The 16189-nt window shown below is 74.1% G+C and carries 13 protein-coding genes; 8 read left to right on the forward strand and 5 right to left on the reverse strand.

Translation table 11 applies throughout. From position 1 onward, the window contains the following. Positions 1-3: 3 nt before the first annotated feature. Together ACFVFS_RS07950 and ACFVFS_RS07955 are read right to left on the reverse strand one after the other, a co-directional pair. On the reverse strand, positions 4-648 hold the full coding sequence (locus ACFVFS_RS07950) for a CatB-related O-acetyltransferase (RefSeq protein ID WP_380621366.1): 645 nt from the start codon (positions 646-648) through the stop codon (positions 4-6). After that, positions 641-2926: an FdhF/YdeP family oxidoreductase gene (locus ACFVFS_RS07955; protein WP_380621368.1), complete on the reverse strand. Its 2286-nt coding sequence runs from the start codon at positions 2924-2926 to the stop codon at positions 641-643. Before ACFVFS_RS07955 ends, ACFVFS_RS07950 begins: the two co-directional genes overlap by 8 nt. A gap of 166 nt (positions 2927-3092) precedes the next feature. Here ACFVFS_RS07955 and ACFVFS_RS07960 point away from each other — a divergent pair, with 166 nt between their 5' ends. Then, entirely contained in the window at positions 3093-4874 is a 1782-nt protein-coding gene (locus ACFVFS_RS07960) for a protein kinase (protein WP_380621370.1), read from the forward strand. A gap of 72 nt (positions 4875-4946) precedes the next feature. On the opposite strand, the gene ACFVFS_RS07965 is transcribed toward ACFVFS_RS07960, so the two are convergent. Then, positions 4947-6881 carry an FAD/NAD(P)-binding protein gene (locus ACFVFS_RS07965; protein ID WP_380621372.1) on the reverse strand — a complete coding sequence of 645 codons (1935 nt, stop codon included), beginning with the start codon at positions 6879-6881 and terminating at the stop codon, positions 4947-4949. Beyond that, complete coding sequence (locus tag ACFVFS_RS07970; protein WP_380621374.1) at positions 6878-7891, reverse strand: amino acid ABC transporter permease; 1014 nt, start codon at positions 7889-7891, stop codon at positions 6878-6880. The genes ACFVFS_RS07965 and ACFVFS_RS07970 overlap by 4 nt, the downstream gene beginning before the upstream one ends. A gap of 647 nt (positions 7892-8538) precedes the next feature. Between ACFVFS_RS07970 and ACFVFS_RS07975 the strand changes: the two genes are divergently transcribed. From ACFVFS_RS07975 to ACFVFS_RS08005, 7 genes are all read left to right on the forward strand, one after another. Then, positions 8539-9708: an LLM class flavin-dependent oxidoreductase gene (locus ACFVFS_RS07975; RefSeq protein ID WP_380621376.1), complete on the forward strand. Its 1170-nt coding sequence runs from the start codon at positions 8539-8541 to the stop codon at positions 9706-9708. Between the two features lie 5 nt (positions 9709-9713). Then, complete coding sequence (locus ACFVFS_RS07980; protein WP_380621519.1) at positions 9714-10202, forward strand: GNAT family N-acetyltransferase; 489 nt, start codon at positions 9714-9716, stop codon at positions 10200-10202. Between the two features lie 78 nt (positions 10203-10280). Continuing rightward, positions 10281-11231, forward strand: coding sequence for an ABC transporter substrate-binding protein (locus ACFVFS_RS07985; RefSeq protein ID WP_380621378.1), 951 nt, complete (start codon positions 10281-10283; stop codon positions 11229-11231). A gap of 34 nt (positions 11232-11265) precedes the next feature. Beyond that, positions 11266-12285, forward strand: coding sequence for an amino acid ABC transporter permease (locus ACFVFS_RS07990; protein ID WP_380621380.1), 1020 nt, complete (start codon positions 11266-11268; stop codon positions 12283-12285). Next, a complete protein-coding gene (locus ACFVFS_RS07995) occupies positions 12282-13094 on the forward strand; it encodes an amino acid ABC transporter ATP-binding protein (RefSeq protein ID WP_380621382.1) in 813 nt (270 codons plus the stop codon). Before ACFVFS_RS07990 ends, ACFVFS_RS07995 begins: the two co-directional genes overlap by 4 nt. A gap of 39 nt (positions 13095-13133) precedes the next feature. Next, the gene (locus ACFVFS_RS08000; protein ID WP_380621384.1) at positions 13134-14117 is read left to right on the forward strand and encodes an ABC transporter substrate-binding protein; all 984 of its coding nucleotides are present in this window, start codon (positions 13134-13136) and stop codon (positions 14115-14117) included. Between the two features lie 107 nt (positions 14118-14224). Continuing rightward, positions 14225-15421, forward strand: coding sequence for a serine/threonine-protein kinase (locus ACFVFS_RS08005; RefSeq protein ID WP_380621385.1), 1197 nt, complete (start codon positions 14225-14227; stop codon positions 15419-15421). On the opposite strand, the gene ACFVFS_RS08010 is transcribed toward ACFVFS_RS08005, so the two are convergent. After that, on the reverse strand, positions 15377-16078 hold the full coding sequence (locus tag ACFVFS_RS08010) for an MBL fold metallo-hydrolase (RefSeq protein WP_380621387.1): 702 nt from the start codon (positions 16076-16078) through the stop codon (positions 15377-15379). The genes ACFVFS_RS08005 and ACFVFS_RS08010 overlap by 45 nt on opposite strands. Positions 16079-16189 lie beyond the last annotated feature (111 nt).

The following is a 16189-nucleotide window of genomic DNA, read 5'->3' on the forward strand; positions in this document are numbered from 1 at the left end:
GGGTCACCGCGCCGGGGCGGCGGCCTCCAGCTCCTCGACGGTGCCGGACATGATCGTCCGCACGTGGGCGGTGACGTGCTCCGCGGGCCAGTCCCACCAGGCGACGGCCAGTAGGCGGGCGGTGTCCGCCTCCTCGTACCGGTGGCGGATCACCCGGGCCGGGTTGCCGCCGGCGACGGCGTAGTCGGGGACGTCGGCGGTGACCACGGAGCCGGTGGCGACGATCGCGCCGTGGCCGATCCGCACACCTGGCATGACCGTCACGCCGTTGCCGAGCCAGACGTCGTGGCCCACCACCGTGTCGCCCCGGTCGGGGAGGCCGGTGAGCAGGTCGAAGTGGTCGGCCCAGGCGCCGCCCATGATGGGGAACGGGAAGGTCGACGGGCCGTCCGTACGGTGGTTGGCGCCGTTCATGATGAACCGCACGCCGGTGCCCAGGGCGCAGTACCGGCCGATGACCAGGCGCTCCGGGCCGTAGTGGTAGAGCACGTTGCGGGTCTCGAACGCGGTGGGGTCGTCCGGGTCGTCGTAGTAGGTGAACTCCCCGACCTCGATGAGCGGGGAGGTCACCAGCGGCCGGAGCAGCACCACGCGGGGCTGCTCCGGCATCGGGTGGAGGACCGTCGGGTCGGGCGCCCGGTCAGGCATCGGCGCCGCTGTCGGGCTCGAAGCGGATGACGACGGCCTTGGACGTCGGCGTGTTGCTGATGTCGGCGGTGGAGTCCAGCGGGACCAGCACGTTGGTCTCGGGGTAGTACGCGGCGGCTCCGCCCCGGGCGACCGGGTAGTAGACGACGCGGAAGTGGGGAGCGCGGCGCTCCACGCCGTCCTTCCACTCGCTGACGAGGTCGACGTACTGGCCGTCGGAGAGCCCCAGTTCGATGGCGTCGGCCGGGTCGACCAGGACGACCCGCCGCCCGCCCTTGATGCCCCGGTAGCGGTCGTCCAGGCCGTAGACGGTGGTGTTGTACTGGTCGTGCGAGCGCAGCGTCTGCAGCAGCAGTCGGCCCTCCGGGACCTCCGGAGCGGTGAGTGGGTTGACCGTGAAGTTGGCCTTGCCGGTGGCGGTGGGGAAGGTGCGGGTGTCGCGCGGGCCGTGCGGGAGGGTGAAGCCGCCGGGGCGGCGGACCTTGTCGTTGTAGTCCTCGAAGCCGGGGACGACCCGGGCGATCCGGTCGCGCAGGGTGTCGTAGTCGGCGGCGAAGTCCTCCCACGGCACGGTGTCCTGCGGGCCGAGGACGGCGCGGGCGAGGCGGCAGACGATGGCGGTCTCGGAGAGCAGGCCCGGGGCGGGCGGACGCAGGCCGCCGCGCGAGGCGTGGACCTGGCCCATCGAGTCCTCGACGGTGACGAACTGGGCGCCGCGCGCGGTGACGTCCCGGTCGGTGCGGCCGAGGGTGGGGAGGATCAGGGCGCGGGCGCCGGTGACCACGTGCGAGCGGTTGAGCTTGGTGGAGACGTGCACGGTGAGCCGGCAGCGGCGCATCGCGGCCTCGGTGACCTCGGTGTCCGGGGTGGCGGCGACGAAGTTGCCGCCCATCGCGAAGAAGACGCCGATCCGGCCGTCGCGCATCGCGCGGATGGCGTCGACGGAGTCCAGGCCGTGCTCGCGCGGCGGCTCGAAGGAGAACTCCCGGCCGAGGGCGTCCAGGAAGGCGGTGGTGGGGCGCTCGAAGATGCCCATCGTCCGGTCGCCCTGGACGTTGCTGTGCCCGCGCACCGGGCAGACGCCCGCGCCCGGACGTCCCACGTTGCCGCGCAGGAGCAGGAAGTTCACGACCTCGCGGATGGTCGGCACGGCGTGCTTGTGCTGGGTGAGGCCCATCGCCCAGCAGACGATGACCTTGCGGGACGCGAGGACGTGCGCGGCCAGCTCCTCGATCTGCCACCAGGGCAGGCCGGTGGCGGCGAGCACCTCCTCGCGGGAGGTCGACGCGGCCTCGGCGGCGAACTCCTCGAAGCCGTGGCAGTGCTCGGCGACGAAGGCGTGGTCGACGGCGTCCTCCTCCAGCAGCAGCTGGTTGAGGGCGCGGAACAGGGCGAGGTCGCCGCCGAGCCGGATCTGCAGGAAGAGGTCGGTCAGCTTGGTGCCGTGGCCGACCAGGCCGCGCGCCTGCTGCGGGTTCTTGAAGCGCTCCAGTCCGGCCTCGGGCAGCGGGTTGACGCTGACGATGGTCGCGCCGGCGCGCTTGGCCCGTTCCAGGGCGGAGAGCATCCGGGGGTGGTTGGTGCCCGGGTTCTGGCCCGCGACGATGATCAGATCGGCCTGGTAGAGGTCCTTGAGGCTGACGCTGCCCTTGCCGACGCCGAGCGTCTCGGTGAGCGCCGAGCCGGAGGACTCGTGGCACATGTTGGAGCAGTCCGGCAGGTTGTTGGTGCCGAGCCGGCGGGCGAACAGCTGGTAGGCGAACGCGGCCTCGTTGCTGGTCCGGCCCGAGGTGTAGAACGCGGCGCCGTCCGGGGTGTCCAGGGCGCGCAGCTCCTCGGCGATCAGCGCGAAGGCGTCGTCCCAGGAGACGGGGGTGTAGTGGGTGGCGCCCTCGTCGAGGAACATCGGCTGGGTGAGCCGGCCCTGCTGGCCGAGCCAGTAGCCGGAGCGCTCGGCCAGCTCGGCGACCGGGTGGGCGGCGAAGAACTCGGCGCGGATCCGGCGCTCGGTGGCCTCCTCGGCGACGGCCTTGGCGCCGTTCTCGCAGAACTCGGCGGTGTGCGTCTTCCCGGGCTCCGGCCAGGCGCAGCCGGGGCAGTCGAAGCCGTCGGGCTGGTTGATCTTGAGCAGGGTGCTCAGGGTGCGGCGGGCGCCCATCTGCTCGGTGGCCATCCGCAGGCTGTGGCCGACGGCGGGCAGCCCGGCGGCCGCGTGCTGGGGCGCGGACACCCGGGGGGCGTCCTGCGCCGGGTCGCTCTGCGGGGCCTGCTTGGCCATGACTGCGCTCCTCGGCTGTGCGGGGGCCGCCGCCTCGTCGCGGTGCCTGGTCTCATCCTCGCACCCGGGGGGCCGGGGGCGGCAGGGGAGGAAAAGGGGGAGGGCGGCCGGGGCGGGGGCGCGGATAGAGTGCAGGTGCTTCGACAGGTCCGGGGGTGGGCGGGTGATGGTCGGCGACGTGCTCGACGGGCGGTACCAGCTGGTCGAGCGACTCGGCCAGGGCGGATTCGGCGTGGTGTGGCGGGCCTTCGACACCCGGATGCGGCGGCCGGTGGCGGTCAAGGTCATCAACCACCATGGCGAGGACCAGCAGAAGGCGGCGCTGCGGTTCGTCCGGGAGGCCTGCGCGGCCGGGAACCTCTCGCACCCGCACATCGTCACCGTGCACGACCTCGGTGAGGGCGAACTGGGCGGCCGGCGGGTGACGTACCTGGTGATGGAGCTGCTCGTCGGCCGCACCCTGACCGCCGTGCTCCGGGACGGCCCGGCGGACCCGGAGCAGAGCCTGCGGTGGGGGCGGCAGATCTGCTCCGCGCTGGCCGCCGCGCACGACGCGGGGATGGTGCACCGGGACATCAAGCCCGAGAACATCATGGTCACCGAGGCCGGTGCGGCGAAGGTGCTGGACTTCGGCATCGCGCAGCTCGACATCGGGGCGGGCGGGCTGACCACCACCGGGGCGGTCATCGGCAGCCCGGCGTACATGGCGCCGGAGCGCTGGACCGGGGGCCGGGTGGACGGCCGGGCGGACCTCTACGCGTTCGGCTGCGTGCTGGTCGAGCTCTGCACCGGGGCGCGGCCGTTCAGCGGGGACTCGACGCCGGTGCTGATGTACCAGCACCTGAACGAGCCGCCCCCGGCGCTGGACCCGGCGCCGTTCGGGCTGCCGGCGGAGCTGGCGGGGCTGGTCGCGGAGCTGCTGGCGAAGGACCCGGACGAGCGCCCGGCGGACGCCCGGACGGTGGAGCGGCGGCTGGCGGAGCTGGAGGAGCGGCGGACGGTCGGGCCCGTCGTGCCGCCGATATCGCCGATGCCACCGATGCCGTCGGCGCCGCCGCCCGTACCGGCCGCGCCGGTCGTGCCGGTGCTGCCGCCGCTCACCACTCCGCCGGTGACCGCCCCGCCGCCCCCGCCGTCCTCGCGGTCCTCGCCGCTGGAGGCCGTCCGGGCGGCCCTGCGCGAGCGCCGGGCCGCCGCCTTCCGGGCGGCGACGCCCGGCGAGTCCGCGATCCAGCTCCAGGCGGTGGCCCAGGAGGCGGTGGCCGCGCTCGGCGCCGCCGACCGCGAGACGCTCAACGCCTGGCGCGACTTCACCTGGTTCCTGAGCCGGGCCGGCGACCTCGACGGCGCGATCCGGCTGCTCTCCACGGTGTCCGAGGACATGCGGCTCGCCCTCGGCCGGACCGACCCGGACACCCTCGCCGCCCGGTACCACCTGGTGTGGTGCATCGGGGAGAGCGGAGAGACGGTCAGCGCGCTGCGCCGGCTCGTCCAGCTGCTGCCGGACCTGCACGCCGCCTGGGGCGGCCACGACCCGCGGGTGCTCAAGGCGCGGCACGACCTGGCGGTGTACACGGCCAACCGGGGCGATCTGGAGGGCGCGGTGCTCCAGCTGCGCACCCTGCTGCCGGACCTCGTCCGGGCGCTCGGGGAGCACCACCCGGCGACCGTCCAGGCCTGGCAGGACCTCGCCGGCTACCAGCACCGGCTGGCCGCGGCCCCGGCCGGTCGGGCGCGCTCCGGCCGCCGGCCGCGGATGCACCCGGCGGAGGCGCTGGCCCTGATCCGCCGCCTGCTGGCCTGGGACTTCGGCTCGGAGCAGGAGGCCGGCGCCTGCCTGACCGCGCTGGAGCGCGGCACCGGGATCAAGGAGGTCGGCACCTGGATCCTCTCCGCGCCGGACCACGTCACGGCCGAGGACCTGGTCGAGGAGATCTACGGGCCGTGACGGGGCCCTGAGCGGCGCCGGTCCCCGAAGCGGTTCAGGGACCGGTTCAGGCGCCGGTCCAGGCACCGGTCCCTAGGCCGGCACCGCCGAGTCCGCGCGGGCGAGGGCGTCCAGCAGGGTCCGGGCGGCGGCGTCGTTCTGGCGGAAGCCGGGCGAGTCGGTGCGCGGGCGGGAGAAGGCGGCGGCCGCGCGCAGGCTGGTGTGCGGGCCGAGCGCGGTGCGGCGCGGGTGCGCGCCGCCGTCGAGGGCGGGGTCGACGGACGGGTCGAGCAGGCGGCTGTCCGCGGGACGGATGGTGAGCAGGCCCGAGCGGTGGGTGTACCCGGCGTCGGTGACGACCTCCTCGGAGATCCGCCCGGCGCGGTGCAGCTCCGCGAGCAGCGCGTCGCGGGTGCGGGCCAGCGCGTGCTTGGGCAGGTACGCCTCGACCAGCGCGGTGGCGGTGACGGTGTGGCCGGGCACGGTGGCGCCGGAGGCCCGCCAGGTGCCGGTGGCCTCGTCCCGGTCGACCCGGATGCCCGCGCCGAGGAAGCGGACCACCCCGGCCTCGGAGAGCGCGAGCAGCTGGCGCAGCCGGAAGCCGGGCGGGCCGGAGGCCAGGTAGCTGAAGTAGCCGAAGAACCACTCGTCGACGTCCTCGGCCACCGAGCGGGCGGTGAGCCGGCCGGAGCCGAGCAGCCGGGGCAGCTGGCCGAAGAGCGAGAGCAGGGCGAGGAAGGCTCCGAGGTCGGCGCTGTGGGCGGGGTCGGCGCGGCGGTCGGCGTCCTCGGTGACGTAGCGGCGCAGGTGGTGCTGGAGCTCCTCGGCGGAGCCGAGTTCGAGGCCGGCGAGCGGGAAGTCGAGGCGTTCCAGGTCGAGCCGGTCCGCCGGGTCGGGGACGGCCCGGTCGACCAGGGCGCTCAGCTCCGGGGACCCCCAGGGGTGGGCGTCGTAGCCGGCCAGGAACTCCGCCCAGGGCAGGGCGGTGCGCCCGGGGTGGGCGTGGAACAGCTCGTGGTAGTGGCCGAAGCCGATGTCCTTGGCCATCAGCGGCCAGGCGTCGCGCCGCAGTTCGAGCGGGCCGGGCCGGTCGAGCAGGGCGTCGACGGCGGCGGCGTCGAAGTAGCGGGGGAGCGGTGCGCGCGGGCCCTGGAGGCGGTAGTCGGTCTTGGAGTGGTAGGGGACGCCGCGCCGGGAGCCGACGTGGAGGACGGGTTCGCGGCCCGAGGGGCGGTAGCGCAGGCCGCCCGCGCCGTCCGGCTCGAAGCGGCCGCCGCGGCCCTCGGTGAGCAGCGAGACCAGGTCGACGAAGGCGAGCCCGAAGCCGCGCAGCACGGTGTGCTCGCCGGGGGCTATCCGGTCGAGCTCGTCGGCCGCGTCGGCGGAGTAGGCGGGCGGCAGGTGGAGGCGGCCGTGCCGGCCGGCGAAGGCGGTGTCGGCGGCGTACCGGGGGTCGGGGGCGGAGTCGAGGTGGCCGAGGGTGAGCACGACGTGGTCGGCGGTGAGCACCCGGTCGGTGAGGTGGACGAGCTGCGGCCCGTCGGGCGGGCCCTCGACGCGGTGCGCGGTGTCCCGGTGGACGGTGACCGTGACGTGCGGCGGCAGGTCGGCGACGGCGCGCCGGAACACCCAGTCCAGGTAGGCGCTCTGGGCCCGCCGGGTGGGGAAGTCGGTGGGCGCGAGGGTGCGCAGCTCGGCCCGGACCTCCGGGTCGGCGATCTCCCGGTAGGGGGCGAAGGCCCGGGGGTCCGCGGCCCACTCGGCGAGCGAGGGGCCGGGGCGGACCGGCCCCTCGATGGTCGAGCGCTCGTCGGTGAACATCGTGACGTCCTCGGCCATCGAGTTCATCCGCAGCAGCGGGGACTGCTCGTGGCGCCAGATCCGGCCCCCGCCGGGCGGGTGCGGGTCGACCAGGTGGATGTGCAGCGGCCGGTCGGGGGGCAGCAGTTCGGGCGCGTTGGCGGCGATCCGCTCCAGGACGCCGGTGCCGCGCGGCCCGGCGCCGACGACGACCAGGACGGCGCTCATCGGCCGGCCTCCCCGGGCAGGTCGGCGGACGCGGCGGCGCGCAGCCGCCGGTACCCGGCGCGGGCCTTCTGCAGCGGGGTGGGCGGCAGGCCCTCGCGGGTGGCGCCCTTCGCGTAGTGCCGTTCGACGTAGTACTGCCCGATCGACAGGACGGTGGTGATCACGATGTACCAGATGGTGGCGACCATCAGCATCGGGATGACCTGGTAGGAGCGCAGGTAGACCAGCTGGACCGAGTAGAGCAGGTCGGAGACGGCCAGCACGCTGATGATGCTGGTCCCCTTGAGAGCGCCGATCAGCATGTTCCCGGCGGTCGGCACGATCGAGCGCATCGCCTGCGGGACGACGATCCGGCGCAGTACCCGCCACCGGCCGAGGCCGAGCGCAGAGGCGGCCTCCAGCTGGCCGCGGTCGACGGAGAGGATGCCGCCGCGCACCACCTCGGCGGCGTACGCGGCCTCCAGCAGGGTCAGGCCGACCACGGCGGTGAGGGTCGGGCCGAACAGGTTGACGGTGCGGACGGTGAGGAACTCCGGGCCGAACGGGATGCCGAGGCCGAGCGTCGGGTAGAGGGCGCCGATGTTGAAGAACAGCAGCAGCTGCACCAGCGCCGGGGTGGAGCGGAAGATCCAGATGTAGACCCAGCTCAGGGTGCGCAGCACCGGGTTGGCGGACAGCCGCATGGTGGCGAGGACGGTGCCGAGCAGGAAGCCCAGGCCGAGGGTGACGGCGGTCAGCCACAGGGTCAGGGTGAGGCCGTTCATGACGGAGGCGGCGGTGAACCAGTCGGCGACCACGTCCCACTGGAACGCCTTGTTGCGGGCCAGCGAGTTGACCACCATCGCGAACAGCAGCAGGGCGACGGCGGCGGAGGCCCACTGGCCGGGGCGGCGGCGGGGGACGATCCGGGCGGTGGCGGCCGCGGCGTCGGGGGCGGCCGCCGGCCGCGGGGCGGCGGACTCGGCGAGGGGGCGGGCGGAGGCGGGCAGGACGTCCGGCGGGGTGGCCATGGGGCGGCTCCAGGCGGGAGGGGCGGAGTTGCGCGCGCGGGCGCACGGGGCGGGTACGGCGTGGTCACGTACGGCCGTTGCGGCCGGCCCGCGTCCCTCAACGCGGCCGGCGGTGCACTGCACTCCGGCCGCGATCGTACGCGTGAGCGATCGGCCGGTGTCAAGGGCGGGACGCCCGCTCCGGGGCGGGGCGGGGAACGTGTCGCGGGGCGACAGGAGATCGCAACACGGCGGCAATGGAGGGTGGTTGACGCCGCGCGCGGTTCGCTGCTCAACTTGAGGCCATGTACGCCGAGCAGCCCCTGGTCACCCGCGACCACATCGACTTCGGTCGGGTGTGGTCCGCGGCGTGTCGCGGCTGACCCGGCAGCGGGCCGTCCGCCCGGCCCCGTCCTCCCTCGCAGGGACCTCCCTCGGTGCCCCGTTCCGGGCCGGGAGGGCCGTCAGCTCCTGACGGCCCGTCGACTGCGCGCTGCCGCCGCCCCTCCTCCTCACCGCGTTGCGCTCCGGCAATCCCCGTCCGCCCGCGGGCCGTCACGTGCCCGCCGCCGCCTCCACCGCACCACAGGCCCGCACCGCCAGGGCCTCCTCCGGCCTGCCCACCCGCAGCCCACCGGACTGCGTACGACCCGAAAGGTTCCGCCACCATGCCCGTCGAATTCCTCGGCATCGCCGCCACCGGCGACGGCACCGAGACCACCGCGCGCACCACCGCCGCGTTCGACCGCGACTACACGCTGCGGCTCGCCCGCGCCCACGAGGACAACGGCTGGGACCGGGTGCTGTTCGCCTACGGCTCCGGCGCGCCCGACCCGGCGCCCGCCGCCGCGTTCCTCGCCTCCCGCCTCGACACGCTGCAGATCCTGCTCGCCCACCGCCCGAACGTCTCGTACCCGACCTTCGCCGCCAAGACCTTCGCCACCCTGGACCACATCAGCGGGGGCCGGCTGACCGTCCACTTCATCACCGGCGGCAACGACCACGAGCAGCAGCGCGAGGGCGACTTCCTCACCAAGGACGAGCGGTACGAGCGGACCCGGGAGTACATCGGGATCGTCAAGAAGGCCTGGACCAGCCGGGAGCCCTTCGACCACGAGGGCGCGCACTACCGCTTCAACGACTTCGTCGCCGACGTCTTCCCCGTGCAGCAGCCGCGCCCGGGCGTCTCGTTCGGCGGCTCCTCGGCGGCGGCGTACGCGGTCGGCGGCGCCGAGGCGGACGTCTACGGCCTCTGGGGCGAGCCGCTGGCCCGCACCGCCGAGCAGATCGAGCGGGTGAAGGAGGCGGCGCGGGCCGCCGGCCGCGCCGACGCGCCGCGGATCCAGGTGGCGTTCCGGCCGATCATCGCCCCCACCGAGGAGCTGGCCTGGGAGAAGGCGCACCGGACGGTGGACGCGATCCGGGCCCGCCGGGAGGGCGGCGAGCTGATCCGCGGGGGCCGCAGGGCCGGTGCCACGGCACCCGAGAACACCGGCTCCCAGCGGCTGCTGGAGATCGCCGAGGCGGGCGAGCGCTACGACCGGGCGCTGTGGACGCCGACCGCCGCCGCCACCGGCGGGTCGGGCAACTCCAACGCGCTGGTCGGCACCCCGGAGACGGTCGCCCAGGCGCTGCTCGACTACTACGACCTGGGCGTGGACATCCTCTCCGCGCGCGGCTACCACCTGGTGGACGACGCCGTCGACTTCGGCCGGTACGTGATCCCGATCGTCCGCGAGGAGGTCGCCAAGCGGGACGCCGCCAAGGCGGCCGCCGAGGCCGCCCGGACCGGGCAGGCCGAGCGCGACCGGCACCAGCTGATCGCGGCCCAGGCGTGACGGCCCTGCCCGGTGCGCCGGGCCTCGGCACCGAGGTCCGCCGGGTGCGCATCGACGACCCGCTCGCCGAGCCGCTGGTGCGCGAACTCACCGAGGAGTACGTCCGCCGCTACGGCCCCGAGGCGCTGGAGGAGATGACCCGCTACCCGGCGGACAGCTGGGCCGAGCCGTACGGCGGCGTCCTGCTGCTCCTGCTGGAGGACGGCGAGCCGGTGGCCGGCGGCGCGTACAAGCGGTACGACGCGCGGACGGCCGAGGTGAAGCGGATGTGGACGCACTCGGCGCACCGCCGCCGGGGCCTGGCCACCCGGGTGCTGGCCGAACTGGAGCGGGCCGCCGCCGCGGCCGGCTACCGCCGGATCTTCCTCACCACCGGCCCGCGCCAGCCCGAGGCCCGGGGGCTCTACCTGGCCAACGGCTACACCGCGCTGTTCGACGTCACCGCCGATCCGCTGACCATCGGCCCGCTGCCGTTCGAGAAGCACCTGCCCTGAGCACCTCCGGCCCACGGCCGCACCTCCGCTCCACGACCGCACCTCCGCTCCACGACCGAAGTCCCGAAAGGCACCCCCGTGAGAACCACCACCGTCCGCCGCCGCCTGCTCGCGGCCACCGCCCTGCTGCCGGTCCTGGCGCTGGCCGCGTGCGGCTCCGACCCGGAGCCGGCGGCCGCGACGGGCCCCGGACAGCAGGCCGCCTCCGCCGCTGCCGAGGACCTCGTCTCCGGCCTGAGGAAGTCGGACGCCGCCGCCGCGCTGCTGCCCGCCGAGGTCCGCTCCGCCGGCACGGTCAGGTTCGGCTCCTCGATCGGCACCCCGCCCTCCGCCTTCTACACCGACCAGGCCGCCAAGAAGGCGGCCGGCCTGGACATCGACTTCGCCGACGCGGTGGCCAAGGTGCTCGGCCTGGGCGTGCAGCGCGAGGAGGCGGCCTTCGAGACCATCCTGCCCGCGCTCGGCAGCGGCAAGTACGACGTCGGCACCGGCAACTTCGGGGTCACCGAGGCCCGGCTGAAGACGATCGACTTCGTCACCTACATCGACGACGGCCAGGGCTTCGCGGTCAAGAAGGACAACACCGCGATCCAGCCGATCACGGACCTGCTCCAGCTCTGCGGCCTGACCATCGGCACCGGCGCCGGCACCACCTTCGAGACCACGCTCAACGCGAAGAAGAACGTCTGCACCGACGCCGGGAAGAAGCCCTACGAGGTCAAGGCGTTCAGCGACAACGGCGCCACGCTGACCAGCCTCCAGCAGGGCCGGGTGGACATCACCATGTCCACCATCAACGGCCTGCGCTACCAGGCCTCCCAGGAGGCCTCCGGCACGCGGTTCCTCGGCGAGTTCCACCGCCTCGACGTCGGCTTCGCGTTCAAGAAGGGCTCCCCGCTCGCCCCCGCGTTCCAGGCGGCCGTCAACGAGCTGATCAAGAACGGGACGTACGAGCGGATCCTCAAGAAGTGGGGGGTGACGGACTCGGCCGTCAAGGAATCCCTGATCAGCCCGCCCGAGCACACGTGACCCCCTGTCCAGGGCCCCTTGGGAGGAGTCCCCCATGAGTACCGCCACCACCACCGAACCCTTCGCGAAACCCGGCGGCGGAGCCGGATCCGCCGGGGCCGCCGGCACCGGCCCGGGCGCCCCGCTCGACCTCGCCGAGCTGGCCGGGCTGCGCACCGTCCGGGCCCGGCACCCCTGGCGCCTGGCGGCCGGCCTCGCCACCCTCGTCGTGCTGGCCCAGTTCGCCCACGGCCTGGCCACCAACCCCGGCTGGGACTGGGCGACCTTCCGGCTCTTCTTCACCGCCGACACCATCCTGCGGGCGGTCGGCCGGACCGTCGAACTCACCCTCTACGGCACCGTGCTGGGCTTCCTGCTGGGCACCGTGATCGCCGCGCTGCGGCTCTCCCGCAGCGCGATCCTGCAGTCCGTCGCCTGGGCCTACGTCTGGGTGTTCCGCTCGATCCCGCTGATCGTCCAGCTGGTCTTCTGGTTCAACCTCTCCTACCTCTACAAGCGGTTCGGCTTCGGCATCCCGTTCGGCCCGACCTTCGGGGACTTCGAGACGGTCGGCGTGCTGGGCGCGCTCGGCGCGGCGGTGCTCGGCCTCGGGCTGCACCAGGCCGCGTTCGCCGCCGAGATCATCCGCGGCGGCGTGATCGCCGTCGACCCCGGCCAGCGCGAGGCCGCCGCCGCACTCGGCGTGCCGCGCTGGCGGCAGGCCTGGCGGATCGTCCTGCCGCAGGCCATGCGGGGCATCCTGCCGGCCGCCGCCAACGAGGTGATCTCGCTGTTCAAGGGCACCTCGGTGGTCTACGTGATGGCCATCGGCGAGCTCTTCTACCAGGTGCAGGTGGTGTACGGCCGCACCGGCCGGGTGGTGCCGATGCTGATGGTCGCCACCGTCTGGTACGTGCTGCTCACCACCGTGCTGTCGATCGGCCAGTACTACGTCGAGCGCTACTTCGCCCGCGGCGCCGACCGCACCCCGCCGCCCACCCCGCTCCAGCGGGCCCGGGCCCTCGTCCGGGGCCTGCGCGCCCGCACCGCCACCGCCATCGGAGGACGCTCATGACCACCCTCGTCGAGGACCCCGCCGCCGGGGGGACCGGGTTCGCCCAGGCGCCGCCCATGGTGCAGGTGCGCGGCCTGTGGAAGAGCTTCGGCGCGAACGCGGTGCTGCGCGGCGTCGACCTCGACGTGCCGGCCGGCTCGGTGACCGTGGTGCTCGGGCCGTCCGGCTCCGGCAAGTCCACCCTGCTGCGCTCGATCAACCACCTGGAGAAGGTGGACCGCGGCTTCGTCGCGATCGACGGCGAGCTGATCGGCTACCGCCGCTCCGGGGACCGGCTGCACGAGCTCAAGGAGCGCGAGGTCCTGCGGCAGCGGACCGGCATCGGCTTCGTCTTCCAGAGCTTCAACCTCTTCCCGCACCTGACCGTGCTGGAGAACCTGACCGAGGCGCCGGTCAGCGCCCTGCGCCGGCCGAAGGCCGAGGCCCGGGCCCGCGCGCTGGAGCTGCTCGAACGGGTGGGCCTGGCCGAGAAGGCGGACGCCTACCCCCGGCAGCTCTCCGGCGGCCAGCAGCAGCGGGTGGCGATCGCCCGGGCGCTGGCGCTGGACCCGAAGGTGCTGCTCTTCGACGAGCCGACCTCGGCGCTCGACCCGGAGCTGGTCGGCGAGGTGCTGGACGTGATCAAGGACCTCGCCCGGACCGGCACCACGATGATCGTGGTCACCCATGAGATCGGCTTCGCCCGCGAGGTCGCCGACACCGTGGTCTTCATGGACGGCGGCGCCGTGGTCGAGCAGGGCCCGCCGCGGGCGGTGCTCGACGAGCCGCGGTACGAGCGGACCAAGGCCTTCCTGGCCAAGGTCCTCTGACCCACCGAAAACCCCCCTCTCACCGGCAGGAGTACCGCCATGTCCCTACCCCGTCGCGCCCTCGTGACCGCCGCCGCCGCGCTCGCCGCCGCCCTGACCCTGGCCGCCTGCGGCAGCACCACGGACGCCGCGGCGGACCTCGCCCCCGCCAAGGGCAGCACCGCGCCGAACGGCGCCACGGTGAACCTGACGCCCCAGCAGAACCGGGTGACCACGGCCAAGGTGGACGCCCTCGCCGCGCTGGTGCCGGAGGAGATCAGAAAGCGCGGAAAACTGACCGTGGTCGACTCGCTCGGCACCACGCCGCCGCTGGACTTCTACGCCACCGACGACAAGACGATCATCGGAGTGGAGCCGGACCTCGCCTCGCTGATCGGCAATGTGCTGGGCCTGGAGGTCGAGTTCAACCCGGTCTCCTGGGAGAACATCTTCGTCGGCCTGGACAGCGGCAAGTACGACGTCGGCATCTCCAACATCACGGTCACCGAGGCCCGCAAGGAGAAGTACGACTTCGCCACCTACCGCCTCGACATCCTCGGCTTCGAGGCGAAGAAGGGCACCGGCTGGAAGATCACCGGCCCCAAGGACATCTCCGGCCGGACCGTCGCCGTCAGCTCCGGCACCAACCAGGAGAAGCTGCTCGTCGCCTGGAACGAGGAGAACGTGCGCAACGGCCTCAAGCCGGCCGACATCAAGTACTTCCAGAGCTCCTCGGACTACTACCTGGCGCTCTCCTCGGGCCGGATCGACATCTACGTCGGCCCCAACCCGGTGACCGCCTTCCACGCCGTGCAGACCGGCGAGACCGAGGTGATCGGCACCTACTCGGGCGCCGGGGCCGAGGTGCTCGGCAAGATCGGGGCCACCACCAGGAAGGACAACGGCCTGGTCAAGGCGCTGCACGGGGCGATCGACGAGGTGATCAGGAACGGTACGTACGGCCAGGTGCTGAAGCGCTGGGGCCTGGACGCCGAGGCCGTGCAGAGCTCGGAGGTCAACCCGGTCGGCCTGCCGAAGACCTGAGCCCGGCCCCGGGCGCGGGGTAGTTCACCCGAACACCGTTGCCCGCCGCTAACCTGACCCGGTCAGGATGAACGGTGGTCGGGTTCGGCGGACGTGTGGGGGAAGGCATGAAGGCGGGCGATGTCGTGGGCGGCCGCTACCGGCTGGACCGGGAGCTGGGCCAGGGCGGGTTCGGCGTGGTCTGGGCCGCCCACGACGAGACCATCGGGCGGGCGGTCGCGCTCAAGGTGCTCTCCGAGGAGAAGGCCGGGGACGAGGAGTCGGTCGGCCGGTTCATCCGCGAGGCCAAGACCGTCGGCGGCCTGTCCCATCCGCACATCGTCACCCTGTACGACTACGGGCGGGTGCAGGACGGCGCGCGCTCGACCCACTACCTGGTGATGGAGCTGGTCCGGGGCCGGCCGCTCTCCGCGCTGCTGGCCGACGGGGTCCGGCCGGAGCTGCCGGTCGCCCTGCGCTGGGCGCGGCAGGTCTGCAAGGCGCTGGACTCCGCGCACCGCAGCGGGGTGGTGCACCGGGACATCAAGCCCGAGAACATCATGATCGCCGACACCGGCGAGGCCAAGGTGCTGGACTTCGGCATCGCCCGGCTGCTCACCCAGCAGGGCGGCGGGCTCACCTCCACCGGCGTGGTCATCGGCACCCCGGCCTACCTGGCGCCCGAGTGTTGGTCCGGCGACCCGATCGACGGCCGGGCCGACCTGTACGCGCTCGGCGTGGTGCTCTACCAGCTCTGCACCGGCCGCCGCCCGTTCAGCGCCACCACCCCGGTCACCATGATGTTCAAGCACGTCAACGAGCAGCCGGCGCCCCCCGGCACGCCCGACCCGGCGCTGGACCGGCTGGTGCTCCAGCTGCTCGCCAAGAGGCCGGAGGACCGGCCCGCCGACGCCGCCGAGGTCCGCCGCCGGCTGCGCGACATCCGGTTCGGCACCGACCCGGACGAGCTGCGCCGCAAGGCCGACGACGCCTGGCGGCGCGGCGCGGCCGGCTCGCCCGAGCGGGCGGTCGAGCAACTGGTCGCGCTGATACCGCAGTTCTCCCGGGCCTTCGGGTCGGCGGACCCGCGGACCCTGCGGACCTGCCACGACCTGGCGCTCTGGCTGGCCCGCTCGGGCCGGCCGAGGGCGGCGGTCGCACTGCTGCGCGAGCTGCTGCCCGCGCTGGACGGCCACCCCCGGGCCCGCGAGGACGTCGTGCGCGACCTGGAGCGCTGGGAGCGGGAGAGCACCGAGTCCGACGCCGAGCCGCACCGGCCGCTAGTGCTCGCCGAGCTGCTCGACGGCTCGACGCAGAGCGGCTGAGCCGCCCTCGGCGATCGGCTCGCCGTGCCCGAACAGCACGCTCTCGGCCTCCAGCGCGGCCAGCCGGTGGAAGGACTCCAGGGCGAGCGCCGGATCGGTGTTGAAGACGCCGGGCATGGTCCGGTTCCCGACGTTGGCCGCGAGGTCGCCGGTGAACAGCACGCCGGACTCCGGCAGGTGCAGGGCGATCGACCCGTCGGTGTGGCCGGGCACGTGCACCACCACGGCGCCGCCGCCGAAGTCGAGCACCTCGCCGTCCGCCACCTCGCGGTCCACCCGGCACGGCGGGGCCGGCGGCAGCGCCGGCAAGGCGTCCCACAGCTCCTGCTCGAAGGGGCTCAGCGCGAACGGCCGGGGCTCCTGCTCGCCGCGCACCACCGGGGCCTCCAGCCGGTGGGCGGCCACCTCGGCGCCCAGCCGCCGGGCGAGTTCGGCGGCCGAGCCGGCGTGGTCCTCGTGGTGGTGGGTGAGCACGATGCGGCGCAGTGCGGCCGGGTCGGCGCCGACGGCGCGGATCGCCTCCTCGATCGCGTCGGCCTGCCCGGCGATGCCGGTGTCGACGAGGGTGAGCGCGCCGTCCTCGTCGCGCCAGAGGTAGGCGGTGCCGAAGTCCAGGGTGACGACGGTCAGTTCGGGGCGTATGCGGGTGATCTCCATGAGCGGATCCTGTACCGCGGGGCGGCCGCCCATGCCGCTGTTCGCCCGGGGCGTGACGGCCGCGGCCGGGGGCCGGGGGACTCCGCCGATCACGGCGGTCTGGTCCGCGGC

This window comes from Kitasatospora sp. NPDC057692, assembly GCF_042799475.1.
Taxonomy (GTDB): Bacteria; Actinomycetota; Actinomycetes; order Streptomycetales; family Streptomycetaceae; genus Kitasatospora.

Excerpts from the sequence above, each read along its gene's own strand:
- ACFVFS_RS07970 (WP_380621374.1), bottom strand. The coding sequence starts at position 7,891 with ATGGCCACCCCGCCGGACGTCCTGCCCGCCTCCGCCCGCCCCCTCGCC.
- ACFVFS_RS07950 (WP_380621366.1), bottom strand. The coding sequence starts at position 648 with ATGCCTGACCGGGCGCCCGACCCGACGGTCCTCCACCCGATGCCGGAG.
- ACFVFS_RS08000 (WP_380621384.1), top strand. The coding sequence starts at position 13,134 with ATGTCCCTACCCCGTCGCGCCCTCGTGACCGCCGCCGCCGCGCTCGCC.
- ACFVFS_RS08005 (WP_380621385.1), top strand. The coding sequence starts at position 14,225 with ATGAAGGCGGGCGATGTCGTGGGCGGCCGCTACCGGCTGGACCGGGAG.
- ACFVFS_RS07955 (WP_380621368.1), bottom strand. The coding sequence starts at position 2,926 with ATGGCCAAGCAGGCCCCGCAGAGCGACCCGGCGCAGGACGCCCCCCGG.
- ACFVFS_RS07990 (WP_380621380.1), top strand. The coding sequence starts at position 11,266 with ATGAGTACCGCCACCACCACCGAACCCTTCGCGAAACCCGGCGGCGGA.
- ACFVFS_RS07960 (WP_380621370.1), top strand. The coding sequence starts at position 3,093 with ATGGTCGGCGACGTGCTCGACGGGCGGTACCAGCTGGTCGAGCGACTC.
- ACFVFS_RS07975 (WP_380621376.1), top strand. The coding sequence starts at position 8,539 with ATGCCCGTCGAATTCCTCGGCATCGCCGCCACCGGCGACGGCACCGAG.
- ACFVFS_RS07965 (WP_380621372.1), bottom strand. The coding sequence starts at position 6,881 with ATGAGCGCCGTCCTGGTCGTCGTCGGCGCCGGGCCGCGCGGCACCGGC.
- ACFVFS_RS07995 (WP_380621382.1), top strand. The coding sequence starts at position 12,282 with ATGACCACCCTCGTCGAGGACCCCGCCGCCGGGGGGACCGGGTTCGCC.
- ACFVFS_RS08010 (WP_380621387.1), bottom strand. The coding sequence starts at position 16,078 with ATGGAGATCACCCGCATACGCCCCGAACTGACCGTCGTCACCCTGGAC.